The sequence below is a fragment of the Streptomyces sp. NPDC047886 genome (assembly GCF_043204435.1).
In the GTDB taxonomy this organism is placed as follows: Bacteria; Actinomycetota; Actinomycetes; order Streptomycetales; family Streptomycetaceae; genus Streptomyces.
Genome location: NZ_JBIDCF010000004.1, coordinates 427,874 through 446,833, shown reverse-complemented (window position 1 = coordinate 446,833; position 18,960 = coordinate 427,874). Strand labels below are relative to the sequence as shown.

Below are 18,960 nucleotides of genomic sequence, written 5' to 3'. Positions count from 1 at the left end.
GTGCGCCGTGCGCATGTACGCACCACACAGACGGTTGATCGCTGTCGTACGACGCGTCAGCGTACCTGTGCGGTCGTTCGCGGGCGCCGGCCCCCGAGGGGCGGCCCGGCCCGGCCGTGCCTTTCGTATGCCCATGAACGGAACCCTGCGATGCAGCACCCCGAACGCCGTACCCTGGCCGGGCCGGTCACGCTCCCGGTCGCCGCCGTCGCCGCCACCGTTGTTCTCCGCCCGGTCCCGGCACCCGACCCGCCGGCCGGGGACGAAGCCGTTCGGCGCTGACCCACGAGGACACGAGCCGTTCCGCACCCGTTCACAGCTCACCGGCGGCCGCCGGCGACCCCGTCGGCCGCCTTCTTGGGGGAAGTAACCGTCATGGACAAGGTCGCACTGCGGTCCCTGCTCAGGGAACGCCGCGCGCTGATCACACCGGAGAGCCACGGCCTGTCCCGGCCCACCCGGCAGGGCCGGCGGGCCCCGGGGCTTTCCCAGACGCAGATCGACCAGATCCTGCACCGTGCCCCGGACACATACGGCCGGCTGGAGTCGGGCCGTTACCCGAACCCGCCCGTCGACCTGCTCCAGGACGTGGCGCGGCTGCTCGGCATGAACGAGCAGGAGTGGATCGCTCTCTGGCGGTACGCCCTGGGGCAGGACCCGCCGCATCCGCTGAACTCGGCGTCCGGCGAGGAGATCCCGGGGGTGTGGCAGGAGGCCCTGGACGGCATCTCCCACATGGCGTACGTGAACGACCGCTCCTGGAACCTGCTGGCGCACAACGCGTGCTTCGCCGCGCTGTTCCCGGGCGGCCGGGTGCCGGACAACACCATGCGCTGGATGGCGGTGGAGCAGGAGGCCCGTGCGGTGCTCACGAACTGGGAGACGTCGTGGGCCCCGCTCGTGCTGCCGCAGCTGCGGGCCGCGCTCGCCGCGGACCCGACCGACGAGACCCTCGCGCAGATCGAGAAGGAGGTGCTGGCCGACCCGGTGGCGTCCGGGATCTACGAGACGGCGAGCGCCTGCATCCATCCCGACGGCGACGAACGGCCGCTCCACCACTCGGCGCTGGGGCCGGGCTGGGTGACCATGTGCGCCGCCCAGCCGATGGCCGCACCGGGCGCCCGCATGATCATCCTCGTGTTCCACCCGGGCGAACAGCGGCGGCACGCCCGCGTCCCGGTACTGCGCGCCCGCTGCCGCCCGTAGGCACGCCCCACCGCCTCGTCGCCCGCCGACCGGGCGGCGGCAGGACGGCGGGGCGTGGCGGTCGGGTGCGTACGGGGCCGCCGGTGCGGCTGGTGTCCGGGCATGCGGCGGTGAACGGCCGGTAGGCGGGCGGACCTGGTGGACGGGCGGCACGTATCCGGCGGACGGGCGGCACGGGCGCGGTGGACGGGCGCTGGACTCGCGGCAGGTGCGCGGGGGACCGACGGCGCGTGCCCGGTGGACCGTGCGCGGTGGACCCGTCGGGCCGTTCCGGGGGACGGACCGGCGCCGGTGCGGGGCGCTTGACGTAGGTTGAGCATCACCCACGCCCCCACGCCGCCCCCTTCCGCGCCCGCCGGAGGTCATTCGTGCCTGTCCATGTCTCCCGACCTCAGGTCGTCCTGCCCGACCACAAGGTCACCACCGACGACATCGTCCATGACATATCCCTGCACCACCCGGACCACCCCCGCCTCGGGGCGATCCACCGCGTGGTCCGCAACTGCGGGGTGAACACCCGCTACTTCACCCGGCCGCTGGACGCCTCCACGGTCTCCGGGACGGCCGGGATCGACCGGCGCGCCGAGGCCGCCTTCGACGACGCGGTCGTCATGGCGACGGAGGCCGCGCGACGCGCGCTGACGGCGGCGGGGCTGGCGGCGCCCGGGGACGACGGCTACGCCGACATCGACGCGATCGTCACCACGCACTCGACCGGCTGGTCCGTGCCGAACCTCGACGTGGCCCTGCTCGGCCCGCTGCGGCTGCGCCCGACCGTACGGCGCGTCGCGCTGACGACGCTCGCCTGCGCGGGCGGCACCCAGGCGCTGATCCGCGCGGCCGACCTGGTGGCGGCGCGCCCCGGCAGCAAGGTCCTGGTGGTGGCGGCCGAGGTCATCTCCAGCGTCTACAACCACGCCGACACGGGCATCGAGTCGATGATCTACAAGGCGCTGTTCGGGGACTCGGCGGCCGCGGCCGTCGTCTCGTCCGAGCCGCTCGGCCCGGGTCTTGTCGTCCAGGACAGTTTCGAGTACGTCCTGCCGGACAGCGTCGAGCGCTACTCGGGCCGGATCGCCGCCGACGGTTTCCACTTCGACTCCACCAAGGCCGCCCTGTCGGCCGCCGACGACGTGCTGCCGGCGCTGCGGACCTGGCTGCGGGGGCGGTCCGCCGACTTCGCGGTGATCCACCCGGGCAGTCTGCGGATCATCGCCGACACGGCGACCGCGGTGGGGCTGTCCGGCGACGACGCCAGACACTCCACGGACACCCTCGCCGACGAGGGCAACCTCGGCGGGGTCAGCGTCCTGCGGGTGCTCGAGCGCACCCACACCGCTCCCCCGCCCGGCGGCGCGGAGGGACTGGTCGTGGCGTACGGCCCGGGGTTCGCCGCCGCGGCCCTGCACTGCCGGTGGCAGGACGCCTGACGAGCGTGGCGCCCGGCGGCCGGGGTACCCGGGCGCCGTGAACACCACCGATGTCTTCGTACGCTCCCCGGCCCACTTCACCGACCGGATCACCGCCGACGGCAGGGACGGCTGGCCGGTCGAGGCGGGACGGTACCGGCTGGTCGTCAGCAGGGCCTGCCCGTGGGCGAGCCGCTCTCTCGTGGTGCGGCGACTGCTGGGCCTGGAGGGCGCTCTGTCCCTGGCGGTCGCCGACCCGATCCAGGACGAGCGGAGCTGGCGGTTCACGCTCGACCCGGACGGGCGGGACCCGGTGCTCGGCATCCGTTTCCTGTACGAGGCGTACGACGCGCGCGAGCCGGGCCATCCCGGCGGGGTGAGCGTGCCGGCGATCGTGGACGTGCCGAGCGGGCGGCTCGTCACCAACGACTACCAGCGCATCACCCTGGACCTGTCGGCGGAGTGGGGCGCGCTGCACCGGCCGGGCGCGCCCGACCTGTATCCGGAGGCGCTGCGCGACGAGATCGACGAGCGGGCGGAGGGCATCTTCCAGGACGTCAACAACGGCGTGTACCAGGCGGGTTTCGCGGGTGGCCAGGAGGCCTACGACGAGGCGTACGGGCGGCTGTTCGCCCGGCTCGACCAGGTGTCGGAGCATCTGGCGGGGCGGCGCTACCTGGTCGGCGACACGATCACGGAGGCGGACGTCCGGCTGTTCACGACGCTGGTCCGGTTCGACGCCGTCTACCACGGCCACTTCAAGTGCAACCGCGGCAAGCTGACCGAGGACCGGGTGCTGTGGGCGTACGCGCGTGATCTGTTCCAGACCCCCGGATTCGGTGACACGGTCGACTTCGACCACATCAAACGGCACTACTACCAGGTGCACGAGCACATCAACCCGACGCGGATCGTGCCGCGGGGACCGGATCTGCGGGGCTGGCGCACTCCTCATCACCGCGAGGAGCTGGGCGGGCGGCCGTTCGGCGACGGGACACCGCCGCCTCCGCCGCCGGAGGACGAGGTCGTCGTACCCCTGTGAGCCGCCGCCACACACACGTGGCGCCTGACTCCCGTCAGCCCCGGCCCCCGGCACCCTCCCCTGACTGCCTCACTGCCTGACTGCCTGACTGTCAGTGCGAACCTTCTCCGGACCCTTGGGCCGATGGACTTCCGGGCCGATGGGCCTCCCGGGCCTCCGGGCCTCCCGGGCCTCCGGGACCTCAGCGGTCCGGGGTGTCCGCCGCCTGCCAGACCGTGGTGGCGTTGCAGAACTCCTTGATGCCGTGCCCGGCCAGCTCCCGTCCGTACCCGGAGCGCTTGACGCCGCCGAAGGGCAGCGCCGGGTGAGAGGCGGTCATGCCGTTGACGAAAACAGCGCCCGCCTGGAGTTCCAGGACACAGCGGCGTACGTCCGCGTCGTCGCGGGTCCAGACGTTGGAACTCAGCCCGAAGGAGGTGTCGTTGGCGACGGCGAGCGCCTCGTCCAGGTCCGCGACCCGGTACAGGACGGCGACCGGGCCGAACGCCTCCTCCCGGTGGATCCGCATCCGGGGCGTGACGCCGGTCAGCACGGTCGGCGCGTAGTACCAGCCCCGGTCGAGGCCCTCGGGCCTGCGGCCGCCGCACCGGACCTCGGCCCCCGCGCGGACGGCGTCGTCCACGAGCTCCTCCAGATCGGACCGGCCCCGCTCGCCGGCCAGCGGTCCTACGTCGGTGGTGTCCGCCATGGGGTCGCCGACGGTCAGCGCGGCCATGGCGGCGGTGAACCGCTCCTCGAAGGCGTCGAACACGTCGGTGTGGACGATGAACCGCTTGGCGGCGATACAGGACTGACCGTTGTTCTGGACCCGGGCGGTGACGGCGGTGGCGGCGGCGCGTTCGACGTCGGCCGACGGCAGGACGAGGTAGGGGTCGCTGCCGCCCAGCTCCAGGACGGTCTTCTTGACCTCGTCGCCCGCGACGGAGGCGACCGCGCGCCCGGCCGCCTCGCTGCCGGTGAGCGTCGCGGCGGCCACGCGCGGGTCGCGCAGGATGCCCTCGACGGCGTCGGTACCCACCAGCAGGGTGGAGAAGCAGCCCTCCGGGTAGCCGGCCCCGCGGAACAGGTCCTCCAGGTAGAGGGCGGTCTGCGGCACGCTGGACGCGTGCTTGAGCAGGGCGGTGTTGCCCGCCATGAGCGCGGGCGCGGCGAACCGGACGACCTGCCAGAGCGGGAAGTTCCACGGCATGACGGCCAGCACCGGGCCCAGCGGCCGGTAGTGGACGCGGGCGGTCGCCGCTCCGGAGTCGCGCACGTCGGCGTCGGACGGGTGTTCGTCGGCCAGCAGCCGCTCGGCGTTCGCCGCGTACCAGCGCATCGCCTTGACGCACTTCGCCGCCTCGGCGCGGGCGGCTGCGAGGGTCTTGCCCATCTCGGTGGTCATGGTGCGGGCGATGTCCTCCTGGTCCCGCTCCAGGAGGTCGGCGGCGCGCTCCATCAGGCGGGCGCGTTCGGCGAAGGAGGTCGCCCGGTGGTGGCGGAAGGCGGCGTCGGCCGCGGCCAGCCGCTGTTCGACGCCGTCGTCGTCCAGCGGGTCGAAGGTCTTCAGCGTCTCACCGGTCGCGGGATTGACGGTCGCGATGGGCATGGCGGGGGCCTCCTCGCACAGGTCGGCGGTTGATACGCGACTACCGGGTTACCCGTGCCCGTATGGCAAACATCGACAGGAACGAGAACGAGACCCCCACCCGGCTGTCGTCCGGCTCCTGGCGCTCGGTGCTGCGCCGCACCGGGAGGGAGTTCCTGGACGACGAGCTGCCCGACCGGGCCGCGGCGCTCACGTACTACGGCGTGCTCTCGATCTTCCCTGCCCTGCTGGTCGTCGTGGCGATGCTCGGGGTGATCGGCGAATCGGCGACCCGGGCGGTCCTGGACAACCTCCAGCAGCTGGCCCCGGGACCGGCGCGGGACATCCTCGGCGACGCGGTCCGGCAGCTGCAGGGCAGCGGCGGGGCGAGCGGGGTGGTGGCGATCGTCGGTCTGGTCGCCGCCCTCTGGTCGGCGTCCGGGTATGTGGCGGCGTTCATCCGGACGTCGAACGCCGTGTACGACCTGCCCGAGGGCCGGCCGGTGTGGAAGGTGACGCCGCTGCGGATCGGGCTGACCCTGGTGCTCATGGTGATGCTGGCGCTGAGTGCGGTGATCGTGGTGTTCACGGGGCCGCTCGCCGAGCGCGCCGGTGAGGCCATCGGCCTCGGGTCGGCGGCGGTCACGGCATGGAACATCGCCAAATGGCCGGTGCTGGTGATTCTGGTGGTGCTGATGGTCGCGCTGTTGTATTGGAGCGCGCCCAATGTCCGTGGCCCCGGCTTCCGCTGGCTCACGCCGGGCAGTGTGGTGGCGGTGCTGCTGTGGCTGCTGGCCTCCGGCGGCTTCGCGCTGTACGTGGCGAACTTCGGTTCGTACAACAAGACCTACGGCACCCTGGCGGGCGTCGTCATCTTCCTGATCTGGCTCTGGCTGTCGAACCTGGCGATCCTGCTGGGCCTGGAACTCGACGCGGAGCTGGCCCGTCAGCGGGCCGTCCAGGAGGGGCGGCCGGAGTCGGCTGAGCCGTATGTGGAGCCGCGCGACACCCGCAAGTGGTCCGACGACGAACGTGAGCGGGCCCGGCTGGCCGGGCACGGCTCCGATGAGCCGCCGCCGGGACCGGCCGCACCGGACAGGGGGTCGGGCCCGGACCGGGGGCCGGACCGGGGGCCGCGCGACCGCTGAGACGGGCGGCGGCCCCGGGCCGGGGCCGCCGGGTCAGGGCGGGTCAGGGCAGCGGGGTGCCGCCGGTGGCGTTGACGATCTCCGCCGTGATGTAGCTCGCCCGGGGCGAGGCGAGAAAGACGTACGCGGGGGCCATCTCGGCGGGCTGCGCCGGGCGCCCGATCGGCGACTGCTTCCCGAACTCGGCCGTCTCGGGGAGCGTCGCCGGGATCAGCGGCGTCCACACGGGGCCGGGCGCCACCGCGTTGACGCGGATGCCGCGCGGCGCCAGCTCCTTCGCCAGCCCCTGTGTGAACGTCACGATGGCGCCCTTCGTCATGGCGTAGTCGAGCAGCGCCGGGTTCGGCTTGTACGCCTGCACCGACGTGCTGTTGATGACGCTGCCGCCGGCCGGGATGTGCGGGACCGCGGCCTTGGTGAGCCAGAACATGCCGTACAGGTTGGTCTTCATGACCCGGTCGAACTGCTCGGTCGTGATGGCTTCGATCCCGTCCGGCTGCCCCATCTGGTAGGCGGCGTTGTTCACGAGGACGTCGATCCGGCCGAACTCCCGCACGGTACGGGCGATCAGGGCCTCGCACTGCTCCTGTTCGCGGATGTCGCAGGGCACGGGAACGGCCTTGCGTCCCGCGTCCTCCACGAGCCGTGCGGTCACGCGTGCTTCGCCGGCCTCCTCCGGGAGATGGGTGAACACCACGTCGGCGCCCTCCCTGGCGAACGCGAGAGCGACCGCCCTGCCGATGCCGGAGTCCCCGCCCGTGACCACGGTGGCCCATCCGTCCAGGAGGCCGCTGCCCCGGTAGGACTCCTCGCCGTGGTCGGGCGGCGGATCCATGGGGCCCGTCCAGCCGGGGTGCGGCTGGTGCTGCTCGGCGAAGTCCGGCCGGGGGTGGGCCGTGGTGGGGTCGGGGTGCGCGCGGTCGTCGGTCATGGTGGCCTCCCGTCGTTCGTGTAGGGCGTCGGCCTTCCGCGTTCCCGTCGGCGGGGAGACGAACCGTTCGGATGTCAGGGCCAGGCGGAGCGGCCCGGCGGACCGGCCGGTCAGCGGGCGACGCGGCGCTCGTCGGCGGTGATCGCGAGGTCGTTGATGCTCGCGTAGCGCTTGCGCATCAGCCCGTTCGCGTCGAACTCCCAGTTCTCGTTGCCGTACGCACGGAACCACCGTCCGGCGGTGTCGTGGTACTCGTACTCGAACCGTACGGCGATGCGGTCGCCGGTCCAGGCCCACAGTTCCTTGCGGAGCCGGTAGCCGAGCTCCCGCCGCCACTTGTCGGTGAGGAACGCGACGATCTCGTCACGGCCGCGCAGGAACACGTCCCGGTTGCGCCACTCGGAGTCCTCGGTGTAGGCGAGCGCCACCCTCTGGGGGTCGCGGGTGTTCCAGGCGTCCTCGGCGAGCTGGACCTTCTGGCGGGCGGTCTCCTCGGTGAACGGCGGCAGGGGCGGGCGCTGGGCGGACACGGAACCTCCTCAGACGTGAGAACGGTCGTTCTCACCTTCGGTCGGTACGCTACGAGAACGCCGGTTCTCACGCAAGGGAGCAACGACATGGACGACGCGGGCACGGCGGACGCCGTACGGACGCGGGTGCTGGACGCCGCCGAGGAGCTGTTCTACGGCCGCGGCGTCCAGGCGGTCGGCATGGACGCCGTCCGCTCGGCCGCGGGCGTCACGCTGCGCCGGCTGTACCAGCTGTTCCCGTCGAAGGACGCCCTGGTCGAGGCGTACCTGCTGCGGCGCGACCGCCGGTGGCGGCAGAGCCTCGCCGACCATGTGGACGCCACCGCCGTCGCCCCGGAGGAGCGGGTCATGGCCGTCTTCGACTGGCTGCGCCGGTGGTTCGAGGAACCGGGGTTCCGGGGCTGCGCGTTCGTCAACTCCTTCGGCGAGCTCGGCGCGGTCTCGCCGGAGGTCGCGGCCGCGGCGCGCCACCACGTCGCGGAGTTCCAGCGGTACGTCACGGGGCTCGTCGTCGCGGCGGGCGGGGACGCGACGGCGGGGGCCCAGGTGACGCTGCTGGCCGAGGGCGCCATCACGACGGCGGCCGTGTCCGGCACCTCCCGCCCGGCCCGGGAAGCCGGGGAGGCGGCGCGTCTCCTGCTGCGGGCACATATCGGGATCAAAAGATAAAATTCTGACATGGGAGAGCGGCGCGTCGTGCCCACGGAACCCGAGCTGGTCGTCGAAGTCGGCGGGGACACCACGGTCCTGAGTCCGCACCGCGTCTACCGGATCGGGCGTGATCCCGCGAGCGACATCGTCCTCGCGGACGTACGGGTCTCCTGGCACCACGCGGTGCTGCGGTCCGACGGCGGGCGCTGGACCGTCCAGGACGAGGACAGCACGAACGGCACGTTCGCCGACGGCCGCCGCGTACGGGTGCAGGAGGTCGGGGACGGTACGGTGCTGCGCTTCGGCCACTCCGCCGACGGGCCCGTCGCCCTGCTGTCGGGGCGCCGCCCCCCGGCGTCGGCGCCGCCCCGTGAACCGCCCGCCGCCCAGCCGCCCGCCGAGCCGCCCGCCGCGCAACCGGCGGCGCCCGCGCCCGAGCCGCCGACGCCCGAACCCGTCGCACCCGAACCCGTCGCACCCGAGCCCGTGCCCGGCGCGCCCGAACCCGTGGCACCCCAGCCCGTGCCCGGCGCGCCCGTACGGCCGTCGGGCGTGTCCCTGCCCGGCGCGACCGGGACGTTCCGGCGGCCGACCTCGGTGCGACCGCTGCCGACGCACACGATCCGCATCGGCCGCGGCACCGACAACGACCTGGTCATCGACGACCTGGTGGTCTCCCGGCGGCACGCCGAGCTGCGGGCGGCCCCGGACGGCACGTACTGGATCGAGGACGTCGGCAGCCACAACGGCACGTTCCTCAACGGCACCCGCGTCGAACGGGCCCGGGTCGGCCCCGATGACATCGTCGGCATCGGCCACTCCGTGTTCTGCCTGGTCGGCGGCCGGCTGGTGGAGTACACCGACACCGGCGAAGTCTCGCTCGACGTGCAGGACCTGGCCGTCACGGTGGACGGCGGCCGCAAGACCCTCCTCGACGGGGTGACCTTCCCCGTGGGCCAGAAGTGCCTGCTGGGTGTCGTGGGACCCAGCGGCGCCGGGAAGTCCACCCTGCTCGGCGCCCTCACCGGGCTGCACCCCGCCGACCACGGGACCGTCCTGTACGACGGGCGGGACCTGTACCGGGACTACGCCGAGCTGCGCCAGCGCATCGGGCTCGTGCCGCAGGACGACATCCTGCACCTCCAGCTGACCGTGCGCCGGGCCCTGACGTACGCCGCCGAGCTCCGCTTCCCCGAGGACACCGCCAAGGCGGAGCGCGAGGCCCGGGTGGACGAGGTCGTCCACGAGCTGGGGCTCGACCAGCGCGTGGACCAGCCGGTGCACAGCCTCTCCGGAGGCCAGCGCAAACGGGTCAGCGTGGCCCTGGAGCTGCTGACGAAGCCCTCGCTGCTGTTCCTGGACGAGCCGACGTCCGGCCTCGACCCGGGCATGGACCGCTCGGTGATGCACATGCTGCGCGGCCTCGCCGACGACGGGCGGACCGTCATCGTCGTCACCCACAGCGTCCTCAGCCTCGATGTGTGCGACCGGCTGCTGGTCCTGGCGCCGGGTGGGCGGATCGCCTATTTCGGGCCGCCCCGCGACGCCCTCGGCTTCTTCGGGTTCCCGCAGTGGCCGGAGGCGTTCGAGGCGTTCGAGAACGACCGGGACCGGGACTGGGCCGCCGAGTACCGGGGGTCGTCGACCCACCGGCGGTACATCGCGGACGCCATGGAACGGCCGCTGCCCGCCGACGCGGGGGCCGCCGGCCCGCCGGAGCCGCCCCCGAAGGCCCAGAGCTGGGGCTCGCAGCTGCGGACGCTGGTCCGCAGGTACGCGGCGGCGCTGAGCGCCGACCGGACGTTCCTGGTCATCATGGTGGCGCTGCCGTTCGTGATGGGTGCGATGGCACGCGCCCTGGCCGAGGGCGAGTTCGGGCCGGAGTCGGCCCTGAACGTCCTGCTGATCCTGTGTGTCGGCGGGGTGCTCACGGGCGCGGCGAACGCGGTGCGCGAACTGGTCAAGGAGCGGACGATCTACCGGCGGGAGAGAGCCGTCGGACTGTCCAGATCGGCGTACCTGATGTCCAAGGTGGTGGTGCTCGGCTCCATCACGATGGTCCAGGCTGTCGTGCTGACGCTGGTCGGGCTCGTGGGCGTCCCCCTCAACGCGCCGGACGGCCGGGGTGTGCTGCTGCCGCCGCTCCTGGAGATCACCCTCGCGGTGGCGCTGCTGTCGTTCACGGCGATGATGCTCGGCCTGTTCGTGTCGGCGCTGGTGCGCAAGGAGGAGGTCACCATGCCGCTGCTGGTGCTCCTCGCGATCGTGCAGGTGGTGTTCTGCGGGGCGCTGCTGGCCGTGCGGGGCACGCCGGTCCTCGAACAGCTGGCGTGGCTGGTCCCGTCGCGGTGGGCGTTCGGCGCGATGGGCGCGACCGTCGGCATCGGTGACATCGCGCCCAACGAGAAGACCGACGACCCGCTGTTCGAGCACACCCTGTCGGCGTGGCTGCTCGACATGGGGATGCTCGTGGCCCTCGCCGTCGTCCTCGGGGTCGTTGTCGCCCGGCTGCTGCGCCGGCACGAGCCCGTGATCATGCGGAAGTAACGAAGCAGGACCCTGGAGGAAGCTCATGGCGGCACCCGTCGATCCCCTCCGGTACACGGGCTCCCTGGACCCGGACTTCCGGCCCTCCCATGTCGTGCCCCGGGACGGGCTGGCGGCGTGGGACACCCCGGATCCGTCGCGCCCGACGACGCCGCTGGACCCGTTCCTGCCGGTGCAGCTGGTGGACCGGCTGGGCGACTGGGGGCGGGTCGTGTGCTCCAACGGCTGGTCGGCGTGGGTGGACGGGCGGCTGCTCGTCCCGGTGCCTCCCGACCCGCCGGCGGCGCGGCAGCCGATGACCAGGACCGCCGACCCCCGGCCGCTGCTGGCACGGGCGGAGGGGGCGCTGAGCCGTTACCGGCAGGCCGTGGAGGAGCTGGCCGCCGGGCGGTCGGACGGCGAGGACTTCCGGCGGCGGACGCGCGGGCTGCGGGTCGGCCTCGTCGTGGACGGCGAGGCGCTCTGGCTCTACGACGCGGGGCACGAGCGCTGGGTGTACTGCGACGGCACGCGGCTGCTCACCTACGCGTCGGAGTCGGGGCCGTCGGCCGCCGGCAGCGCCCCGGCCGGTGCGGTGCCGGAGGAGACGGAGCCGTCACCCCGGGCATCGGCCGCCGCCCCGCCCGCGTCCCCGCTCGGCCATGAGCCGACGCGGGTGGTGTCGACGGAACCGGCCCCCGAGCCGACCGGGGCACCGGCGGCGGAGCCCACGCGTGTGGTGGAGCGCGGCGACGAGCGGCCGGGACCGGCGCGGGCGGGTGACGACTGATGGACCAGGGGACATCGGGCACCGACGACCTGCCGGCCGGGCGGCCGTCGGGGCTGCTGGGCCGGAAGGTCGCGGGCTATCTGGTGGAGAGCGAGATCGGGCGCGGCGGCATGGCGGTGGTGTACCGGGCGCGGGACCTGGAGCTCCACCGCCCGGTGGCGCTGAAGCTGCTGGCGCCGGAACTGGCACGCAACGACACGTTCCGCAAGCGGTTCACCCATGAGTCGCTGGTCGCCGCGGCGATCGACCACCCGCACATCGTGCCGGTGTTCGCGGCCGGCGAGACGGAGGGGCTGCTCTACATCGCCATGCGGTACGTACCCGGGCGGGACCTGCGGGCGATGCTGGACCGCGAGGGCCCGCTGCCGCCCGAGCAGGCCGCCCGGATCGCCGTGCAGGTGGCGTCGGCGCTGGACGCGGCGCACGCGCACGACCTGGTGCACCGGGACGTCAAGCCCGGCAACATCCTGATCGACGAGGGCACGCACTCGGAGCATCCCGAGCACGTCTACCTCACGGACTTCGGGCTGACGAAGAAGTCGCTGTCGCTGACCGGGTTCACGACGGTCGGCCAGTTCGTGGGCACGCTGGACTACGTCGCCCCGGAGCAGATCTCGGGGCGGCCGGTGGACGGCCGGTGCGATGTGTACAGCCTGGGGTGTGTCGTCTTCGAGACGCTGACGGGGGCTCCGCCGTTCCGGCGCGACGACGACATGGCGCTCCTGTGGGCCCACCAGTACGACCCGCCGCCGCTGCTGAGCGAGGAACGCCCGGGGCTGCCCGCCGGCCTGGACGAGGTGCTGGCGAAGGCGCTGGCGAAGACGCCCGAGGAGCGGTACGACACGTGTCTGGAGTTCGTCGCGGCGATGCGTGCCGCGCTGGCCAGGCCGCCGGAGGCCGGCTCGGACGACGGGGGGCGCGTGGGGCACGACGGGTCCGTTCCACCTCACCGGGACGGCGTACCGGAACCGCCGCGCTTCCCCCCGGAGCCTCCGCCCGAGCCGCCGCCGTGGGCGCTGCCGGTCTTCCCTCTCCGTGCGGCGCTGTAGGCCCCGAGACGGTGGAGGGCGTATGGGCCCGGGGCGGCCCGGTCAGGACCGCGGGGCCTCCCGCCCGGTGTCGTCGTCCGCGTCGGCCGCGTCGGCCGTGATCTCGCCCCGGCGGCGTACCGGGGACGCGAGCAGACCGCCGATGAGGCCCGCGACGAGACCCCACAGCAGGGCCAGTCCGGCGGCCGTCCACACGTGCGGGCGCAGCACCAGCTGTCCGCCGAACCCCTCGATGTCCCCGATGCCCAGGAGGGATAGCCCGTACCGGGCGGATACGCGGGTGACCGGGGCCACCACGAGCATGGTCAGCGCGAACGCGACACCCATGTGCACGGCGTGCTGCCACAGCCGGGTACGGGCCGGTGTACGGACCGCCATGGCGAAGGCGGCGGCCAGCAGCAGCGCACCGGCCACCGGCACCAGCCACCAGGCGCGCGCGTCGTGCTCGGCGAGGGCGCCGACGTCCAGGGTGGAGTCCTGCGAGCCGCGCAGCACCAGGTCCAGGAGGTTCGGCATGGGGAGCCCGAACGGGCCGTCCACCCTGCCCTCCCAGGAGCCGCCGATACCGAGGCCGAGGGCGAGCCACACCACGTTGGGCAGGCCGAGCAGCAGGACGGCGAGCGTCTCGGCGGGGTGGCCCCGGGTCGCGGCGACGACCACGCCGATGACCACGCCGGCGACGACGTACGCGAGCAGCAGGAGCAGCATCGCGAACGCGGCGGGGCGTACCGCCTCCTGATAGCGCAGCAGGCGCGCGGGCAGCGGGGCGCGGCGCGAGACGAGCAGCGCCATGGTGAGGACGCCGGTGATCCACAGCAGGCCGAACAGCAGCGTGGGTCCGGGGTCGCCGCGGAAGCCCACCGTGGTGGACAGGTCCAGCAGCTCCCCGATGAGGTCGAAGGCGGGGTCGGTGGGCGTGAGGGTGAAGGTGCGGCGGGCGAGGGTGGTCAGCGCGGCGAGCGCGGCGAGCCAGAGCAGTGTCGTACGGGCGACGCGGGCGAGGAGTTCACCGGCGGAGGCCACGGCGCGGTGGCGCAGCGGCCGCAGGAAGCAGACGCCGAGGGCGAGTGCGCCGGCGAGGCTCACCGACAGGGGCATGGCGGTCACGTCGGCGTCCGCCCCGGCGATCTCCCCGGCGCCTCCGGACAGTTCGATCGCGCCGCCGGCGGCCATCACGACGACGGCGGCGACGACCTGGGGGAACGCGCCGTCGGGCAGGTCGGCGGCGCCTGCCGCCCAGAGCCCGAGGGCGGCGGTGACGGCCATGGCGGCCACTGCGGCGAGCACCGCCACGAGGGCGTCGCCCCAGTCGTGGGCAGCGCTTCGCGCGCGGCTCGGCGCCCGGTTCCCGGCGTCGCGTCGCGCGTCTTCGGACGGGGGGGGTCGTCCCTGACGGCTCACGCGGCCCACCGTAGGCGGGGCGCGGGGGGCACGCCCGCCGGAGCGGGCCGACCGGGCGTCGGGCCCGCCCGCCTGCCCCGCCGGGCCGCCCGCCCGCTCACCTGGTCCGTCCGCCCGGGTGCCCCCGTCTGTCGCCCCGGGCCCCGGGCCCGCGAGCCGGGGCGGGCTTCCCGACTTGCGTCCGTCCGAGGAACGGGGCGCACAATAGTGACGGAACGGAAGAAAGGGAAGAACGTGACTTCCGACCCATCGTCCGGCCGCCCCTCGGGGCAGCCGTCGGACATACCCACCGGTCCACCGTCGGGCCCCCTGTCCGGGCCGTCCTCACACCCGCGCCCGTCGGCGCCGCCGCCGTCCGGTCCGCCGCCGCAGGGCACGCCGGGCGGCGGGGGCCCCGGGGGTCCCCCCGGGCCTGGCGACACCGGCGGCGGAGGCGGCGGGGCGGGCGGAGGCGCCGGCGGAGGCCCGGGCGGGGGCCGGGAGCGTCCGTGGTGGCGTTCGTACACCAAGGTCCTGAGCATCGCGGCCGCGCTGGTCGCCGTGGTGGCCCTGATCGTCGTCCTGGCCCGCCCCGGCGGCGGAGGCGATACGAACGATGTCGCCATCTCCCCGGTCGGGGGCGGTGACCTGCTGCTCCAGGACACCGAGCAGAGCGGGCCCGATCCCTGGACGGCCTCCACGGCCTCCGGGGAGGTGGACCCGATCCCGGCGCCGGAACCCACGGTGACCCGTACGGCCATCCGTGAGATCCAGGGCGGCGCGGAGAACCTCTACGGCGGCACCGGGAAGGTCGCCAGCTGTGACGTCGAGCGGCAGATCGGCTACCTCCAGGCCGACCAGAACAAGGCACGGGCCTTCGCCGGCGTCCTGAAGATCGGCACGCCGGAGGTCCCCGGGTACCTGCGCGGACTGACACCCGTTCAGCTGCGGCACGACACCTGGGTGACGAACCACGGCTACCGCGACGGCAAGGTGTTCAGCTTCCAGGCGGTCCTGCAGTCCGGCACGGCCGTCCTCGTCGACAAGACCGGCATGCCGAAGGTGCGCTGCGCCTGTGGCAACCCGCTGACGGAACGCGCCGAGCCCACGACGCCGCTGCGCCCCTCCGGCGACCCGTGGCCCGGTTACCGGGAGGCCGACGTGGTGGTCGTCAAGCCCGCGCCGCAGCCGGTGAAGGTCTTCGTCATCGTCGACGTCAAGAACAACACCACGGTGAAGGTCCAGCCCGGCTCGACCCAGAGCCCCGGCAGGACGCACACCACGACTCCCCCGCACACGACCACGGCTCCCCCGGACACGACCACGACGTCCCCGGGCCCCACGGACTCCTCGCCGACCGCGTGCGCGACGGTCGAGCCCGGCGAGCCGGCCCCCAAGGACGTCAAGCCGTGCCCCACGCCCACCGGCTCGACGATGTCGCCGCCGGACACGGAGACGTCGACGCCCCCCGTGGACCGGCAGGAGGGGACCACGGACACCGGCTCGCCGGGGAGCGTGACGCCGGAGGGGTCTCCTGAGAGCACGCCGGAGACGTCACCGAACGGCGGGAGCCCCGCGTCCAGCCCGCCGTCCGAGCCCCCGCCGGACGACGGCCCCGCCGAACAGCCCGACCCGGAACAGCAGCCCGCGTCCTGACGGGCGAACCGTCCCGGCACCGACCACCGGGGAGATCCCGCGAGCCCGACCGAGGTCGCCGGTTCGTTGAACCGGCAACCTCTCGCGTCGCGGTGGCGACCACGAGGTACACCTGCCCCGCCACCGACAACGAGGTCGAGCGATGCATCCGTCCCCCCGTACGTTCCGCACGACGTTCCGCCGCAGGCCCGGTGGGCTCGCGGGCACCCTCGCCGCTGTCGCGCTCGCCGTGACGGCCGCCGCCCCCGCGAGCCCCGCGGCCCCTGCCGCTCCCGACTCCCTCACGTCATCCGCCTCACCCGCCGTGCGCGCCGGCACCGGCGGGGCGCTCGCCGCCGCGCGGGTCGCCGAACGGCTCGACCGGGGCCTCGTCGCCGTCCCGGCGAGCGGCGGCGTGCTCGTCACCTGGCGCATGCTCGGCGACGACCCGGCCGACGTGTCGTTCCGCCTCTACCGGGGCGGCACCCGCATCGCGGACACAGCCAAGACCAACTTCCTCGACAGCGGCGGCGGTTCGTCGTCGGCGTACGAGGTCAGGGCCGTCGTCGGCGGGGCCGAGCAGTCCGGCACGCGCGGCGGTGTCTGGTCGTCGGGCCGGCTCGACATCCCGCTCCAGAAGCCGCCGGGCGGCACCACGAGGGACGGCGTCGCCTACACGTACTCCGCGAACGACGCGAGCGTCGGCGACCTCGACGGCGACGGGGCCTACGAGCTGGTCCTGAAGTGGGTGCCGTCCAACGCCACGGACGTCGCCAACTCCGGTACCTGCACCGGCCCGACGCTCTTCGACGCGTACGAGCTGAACGGCACCCGGCTGTGGCGGGTGAACCTCGGCACGAACGTGCGCAGCGGCTCCCACTACGACTCGTTCCAGGTGTACGACTACAACGGCGACGGCCGGGCCGAGATGGCCGTCCGCACCTCCGACGGAACCCGCGACGCGGCAGGAACCGTCATCGGCGACCCGAACGCCTCGCACCTGGCGTCCAACTGCGCGGTCCTCGGCGGCCCCGAGTACCTGTCGGTGTTCAACGGGCAGACGGGCCGCGTCATGGCGTCCGTCCCGTTCGAACCGGCGCGCGGCTCCGTCGCCGACTGGGGCGACACCTGGGGCAACCGTGAGGGCCGGCTGCTGTCGGCGACCGCGTACCTCAACGGCTCGACGCCCAGCATGATCTTCAGCCGGGGCATGTACGAGCGGATCGCGATCGCCGCGTACGACTGGAACGGTACGTCCCTCACCCGGCGCTGGACGTTCGACACGAACGCGTCCACCAACCACGGCAAGGGCTACGACCGGCAGGGCAACCACAACCTGGCGATCGCGGACGTCGACGGCGACGGCCGGGACGAGATCCTCTACGGTGCCATGGCCGTCGACGACGACGGCGGCGGCCTGTGGACGACGAGGCTCGGCCACGGCGACGCCCTCCACGTCGGCGACCTGCTGCCGTCCCGCCCCGGCCTGGAGTCGTTCAACGTGCACGAGCACACGAGCGCGGCCTACGGCTACGAGATGCACGACGCCCGCACCGGCGAGATCCTCTGGGGGCGGCGCACCGGCACGGACGTCGGCCGGGGCATCTGCGCGGACCTGACCCGCGACCACGCCGGCGCCGAGTGCTGGTCCAGTGGGGGCGGCCTGTACGCCGCGAACGGTACGAAGATCAGCGACTCGGTGCCGGCGTTCAGCGGCGGGGCGTCCTACAACTCGGCGATCTGGTGGGACGGCGACGCCCACCGTGAGCTGCTCGACCACCGCTGGTCGGGCACGGCGGGCTCCGGGTACGGCCAGATCCTCAAGTACGCGGGGTCCACGGAACTGACGCGCATCTGGTACGACCAGGAGGCCCGGTCCAACAACTGGACCAAGGGCAACCCCGCGCTGTCCGCCGACATCCTCGGCGACTGGCGCGAGGAGATGATCTGGCGCAACGCCGACTCCACCGCCCTGCGGCTCTACACCACCCCGCACCCGACGGAGTTCCGGCTGCCGACCCTGATGCACGACCCGGTCTACCGGATGGGTGTGGCCTGGCAGAACACCGGCTACAACCAGCCCCCGCAGGTGAGCTACTACCTGGGGACGAGGTGACCGGACAGCGCCGGCCGGGCCGGGACCGCCTCATGGCCGGGGCGGTCCGGGCCCGGTCCCTCACAGTCCGCCGAGGAAACCGGTCAGTGCCTTGTTGAACGCCTCCGGCTGTTCCAGGCCGGGCAGATGGCCCGCGCGGTCGACCACCACCAGCGTGGACCCCGGGATCAGGGCGTGCAGCGCCTCGGCGTCGGCGACCGGTGTGTAGCCGTCGTCCGCGCCGACCACGATCAGCGCGGGCACGTCGGCCGCGGCGAGCGACGCGCGGTAGTCCGGCCGTTCGGCCCGGCCGCGCAGGGCCGCGGCGGCGCCCGCGGGCGCGGTCGTCCGCATCATCCGCAGGACGTGCGCGGCGACGGCGGGCTGCTCGACCACGTTGTACGGGGCGATCATCCGGTCGATGACCTCGTCCGCGTACCCGTCCATCCCCTCGGCGAGCAGCCGGTCCGCGAGCGCGTTCCGGAACGCCTTGCCGTCCTCGGTCTCGGCGGCGGGCGAGGTGTCCGAGAGGACCAGGCCGCGGACCCGGTCGCCGTGCAGCCGGTGGAACTCCATGGTGATCTGGCCGCCCATGGAGACGCCGCCGACGACCGCCCGTGCGACGCCCAGGTGGTCGAGGAGGGCCGCGAGGTCGTCGGCGAAGACGGAGAACGGGGTGCTGCGGGGCGCGGGCTCCCCGCTCGGGGCGAGGGGGCTGTCCCCGTAGCCGCGCAGGTCCGGCACGATGACGCGGTGGCCCGCCGCCACCAGGGCGTCGGTCTGCGGCCGCCACAGCGTGCGGTTGAAGGGGTGCCCGTGGACCAGGAGGAGCGGCAGGCCGTCGGCGGGTCCCGACGCGTCGTAGTGGATGACGGTGCCGTTGACCGCCACCCGGCCCGACACGGTGTCCCGCACGGCGTCCGGGACGCGGTCCGACGGGTGATCCGGCAGATGATCCGATAGGTGATCCATAGCGGTACCCTAGACGGGCCCGCGCGGGC

Annotated in this window: 15 protein-coding genes; 10 read left to right on the top strand and 5 right to left on the bottom strand. The window is 73.7% G+C overall.

What is annotated here, in order from left to right; genetic code table 11:
- Positions 1–375: 375 nt before the first annotated feature.
- From ACGF5U_RS16955 to ACGF5U_RS16945, 3 genes are all read left to right on the top strand, one after another.
- The gene (locus ACGF5U_RS16955; protein ID WP_392818498.1) at positions 376–1,206 is read left to right on the top strand and encodes a helix-turn-helix domain-containing protein; all 831 of its coding nucleotides are present in this window, start codon (positions 376–378) and stop codon (positions 1,204–1,206) included.
- Positions 1,207–1,574: 368 nt separating this feature from the next.
- A complete protein-coding gene (locus tag ACGF5U_RS16950; RefSeq protein WP_392818496.1) occupies positions 1,575–2,636 on the top strand; it encodes a PhlD in 1,062 nt (353 codons plus the stop codon).
- 37 nt (positions 2,637–2,673) lie between these two features.
- Positions 2,674–3,657, top strand: a complete 984-nt coding sequence (locus tag ACGF5U_RS16945) for a glutathione S-transferase family protein (protein WP_392818494.1) — start codon at positions 2,674–2,676, stop codon at positions 3,655–3,657.
- 181 nt (positions 3,658–3,838) lie between these two features.
- Here ACGF5U_RS16945 and ACGF5U_RS16940 read toward each other — a convergent pair whose 3' ends face one another.
- Positions 3,839–5,245: an NADP-dependent succinic semialdehyde dehydrogenase gene (locus tag ACGF5U_RS16940; protein ID WP_392818493.1), complete on the bottom strand. Its 1,407-nt coding sequence runs from the start codon at positions 5,243–5,245 to the stop codon at positions 3,839–3,841.
- A gap of 62 nt (positions 5,246–5,307) precedes the next feature.
- Between ACGF5U_RS16940 and ACGF5U_RS16935 the strand changes: the two genes are divergently transcribed.
- Positions 5,308–6,372: a YihY/virulence factor BrkB family protein gene (locus ACGF5U_RS16935; protein WP_392818491.1), complete on the top strand. Its 1,065-nt coding sequence runs from the start codon at positions 5,308–5,310 to the stop codon at positions 6,370–6,372.
- Positions 6,373–6,415: 43 nt separating this feature from the next.
- Here ACGF5U_RS16935 and ACGF5U_RS16930 read toward each other — a convergent pair whose 3' ends face one another.
- Positions 6,416–7,303, bottom strand: coding sequence for an SDR family oxidoreductase (locus ACGF5U_RS16930; protein ID WP_392818489.1), 888 nt, complete (start codon positions 7,301–7,303; stop codon positions 6,416–6,418).
- Positions 7,304–7,413: 110 nt separating this feature from the next.
- Positions 7,414–7,833: a DUF1348 family protein gene (locus ACGF5U_RS16925; RefSeq protein ID WP_392818487.1), complete on the bottom strand. Its 420-nt coding sequence runs from the start codon at positions 7,831–7,833 to the stop codon at positions 7,414–7,416.
- Positions 7,834–7,920: 87 nt separating this feature from the next.
- On the opposite strand from ACGF5U_RS16925, the gene ACGF5U_RS16920 reads away from it, so the two are divergent.
- The 4 genes from ACGF5U_RS16920 to ACGF5U_RS16905 are packed head-to-tail and all read left to right on the top strand — an operon-like array spanning position 7,921 to position 12,849.
- Positions 7,921–8,502 (top strand): TetR/AcrR family transcriptional regulator, encoded by a 582-nt coding sequence (locus ACGF5U_RS16920; protein WP_392818485.1) that lies wholly within the window; start codon positions 7,921–7,923, stop codon positions 8,500–8,502.
- A 9-nt stretch (positions 8,503–8,511) separates the two neighbouring features.
- Complete coding sequence (locus ACGF5U_RS16915) at positions 8,512–11,031, top strand: FHA domain-containing protein (protein WP_392818482.1); 2,520 nt, start codon at positions 8,512–8,514, stop codon at positions 11,029–11,031.
- 25 nt (positions 11,032–11,056) lie between these two features.
- Positions 11,057–11,800 carry a hypothetical protein gene (locus ACGF5U_RS16910; protein ID WP_392818479.1) on the top strand — a complete coding sequence of 248 codons (744 nt, stop codon included), beginning with the start codon at positions 11,057–11,059 and terminating at the stop codon, positions 11,798–11,800.
- The gene (locus ACGF5U_RS16905) at positions 11,800–12,849 is read left to right on the top strand and encodes a serine/threonine-protein kinase (protein ID WP_392818477.1); all 1,050 of its coding nucleotides are present in this window, start codon (positions 11,800–11,802) and stop codon (positions 12,847–12,849) included. The genes ACGF5U_RS16910 and ACGF5U_RS16905 overlap by 1 nt, the downstream gene beginning before the upstream one ends.
- A gap of 42 nt (positions 12,850–12,891) precedes the next feature.
- Here ACGF5U_RS16905 and ACGF5U_RS16900 read toward each other — a convergent pair whose 3' ends face one another.
- Positions 12,892–14,250, bottom strand: coding sequence for a streptophobe family protein (locus tag ACGF5U_RS16900; protein WP_392818475.1), 1,359 nt, complete (start codon positions 14,248–14,250; stop codon positions 12,892–12,894).
- Positions 14,251–14,790: 540 nt separating this feature from the next.
- Between ACGF5U_RS16900 and ACGF5U_RS16895 the strand changes: the two genes are divergently transcribed.
- Positions 14,791–15,885: a DUF6777 domain-containing protein gene (locus ACGF5U_RS16895; protein WP_392818474.1), complete on the top strand. Its 1,095-nt coding sequence runs from the start codon at positions 14,791–14,793 to the stop codon at positions 15,883–15,885.
- A 142-nt stretch (positions 15,886–16,027) separates the two neighbouring features.
- The gene (locus ACGF5U_RS16890; RefSeq protein WP_392818472.1) at positions 16,028–17,980 is read left to right on the top strand and encodes a rhamnogalacturonan lyase; all 1,953 of its coding nucleotides are present in this window, start codon (positions 16,028–16,030) and stop codon (positions 17,978–17,980) included.
- Between the two features lie 60 nt (positions 17,981–18,040).
- On the opposite strand, the gene ACGF5U_RS16885 is transcribed toward ACGF5U_RS16890, so the two are convergent.
- Positions 18,041–18,931, bottom strand: coding sequence for an alpha/beta fold hydrolase (locus tag ACGF5U_RS16885; protein ID WP_392818469.1), 891 nt, complete (start codon positions 18,929–18,931; stop codon positions 18,041–18,043).
- Between the last annotated feature and the right edge of the window lie 29 nt (positions 18,932–18,960).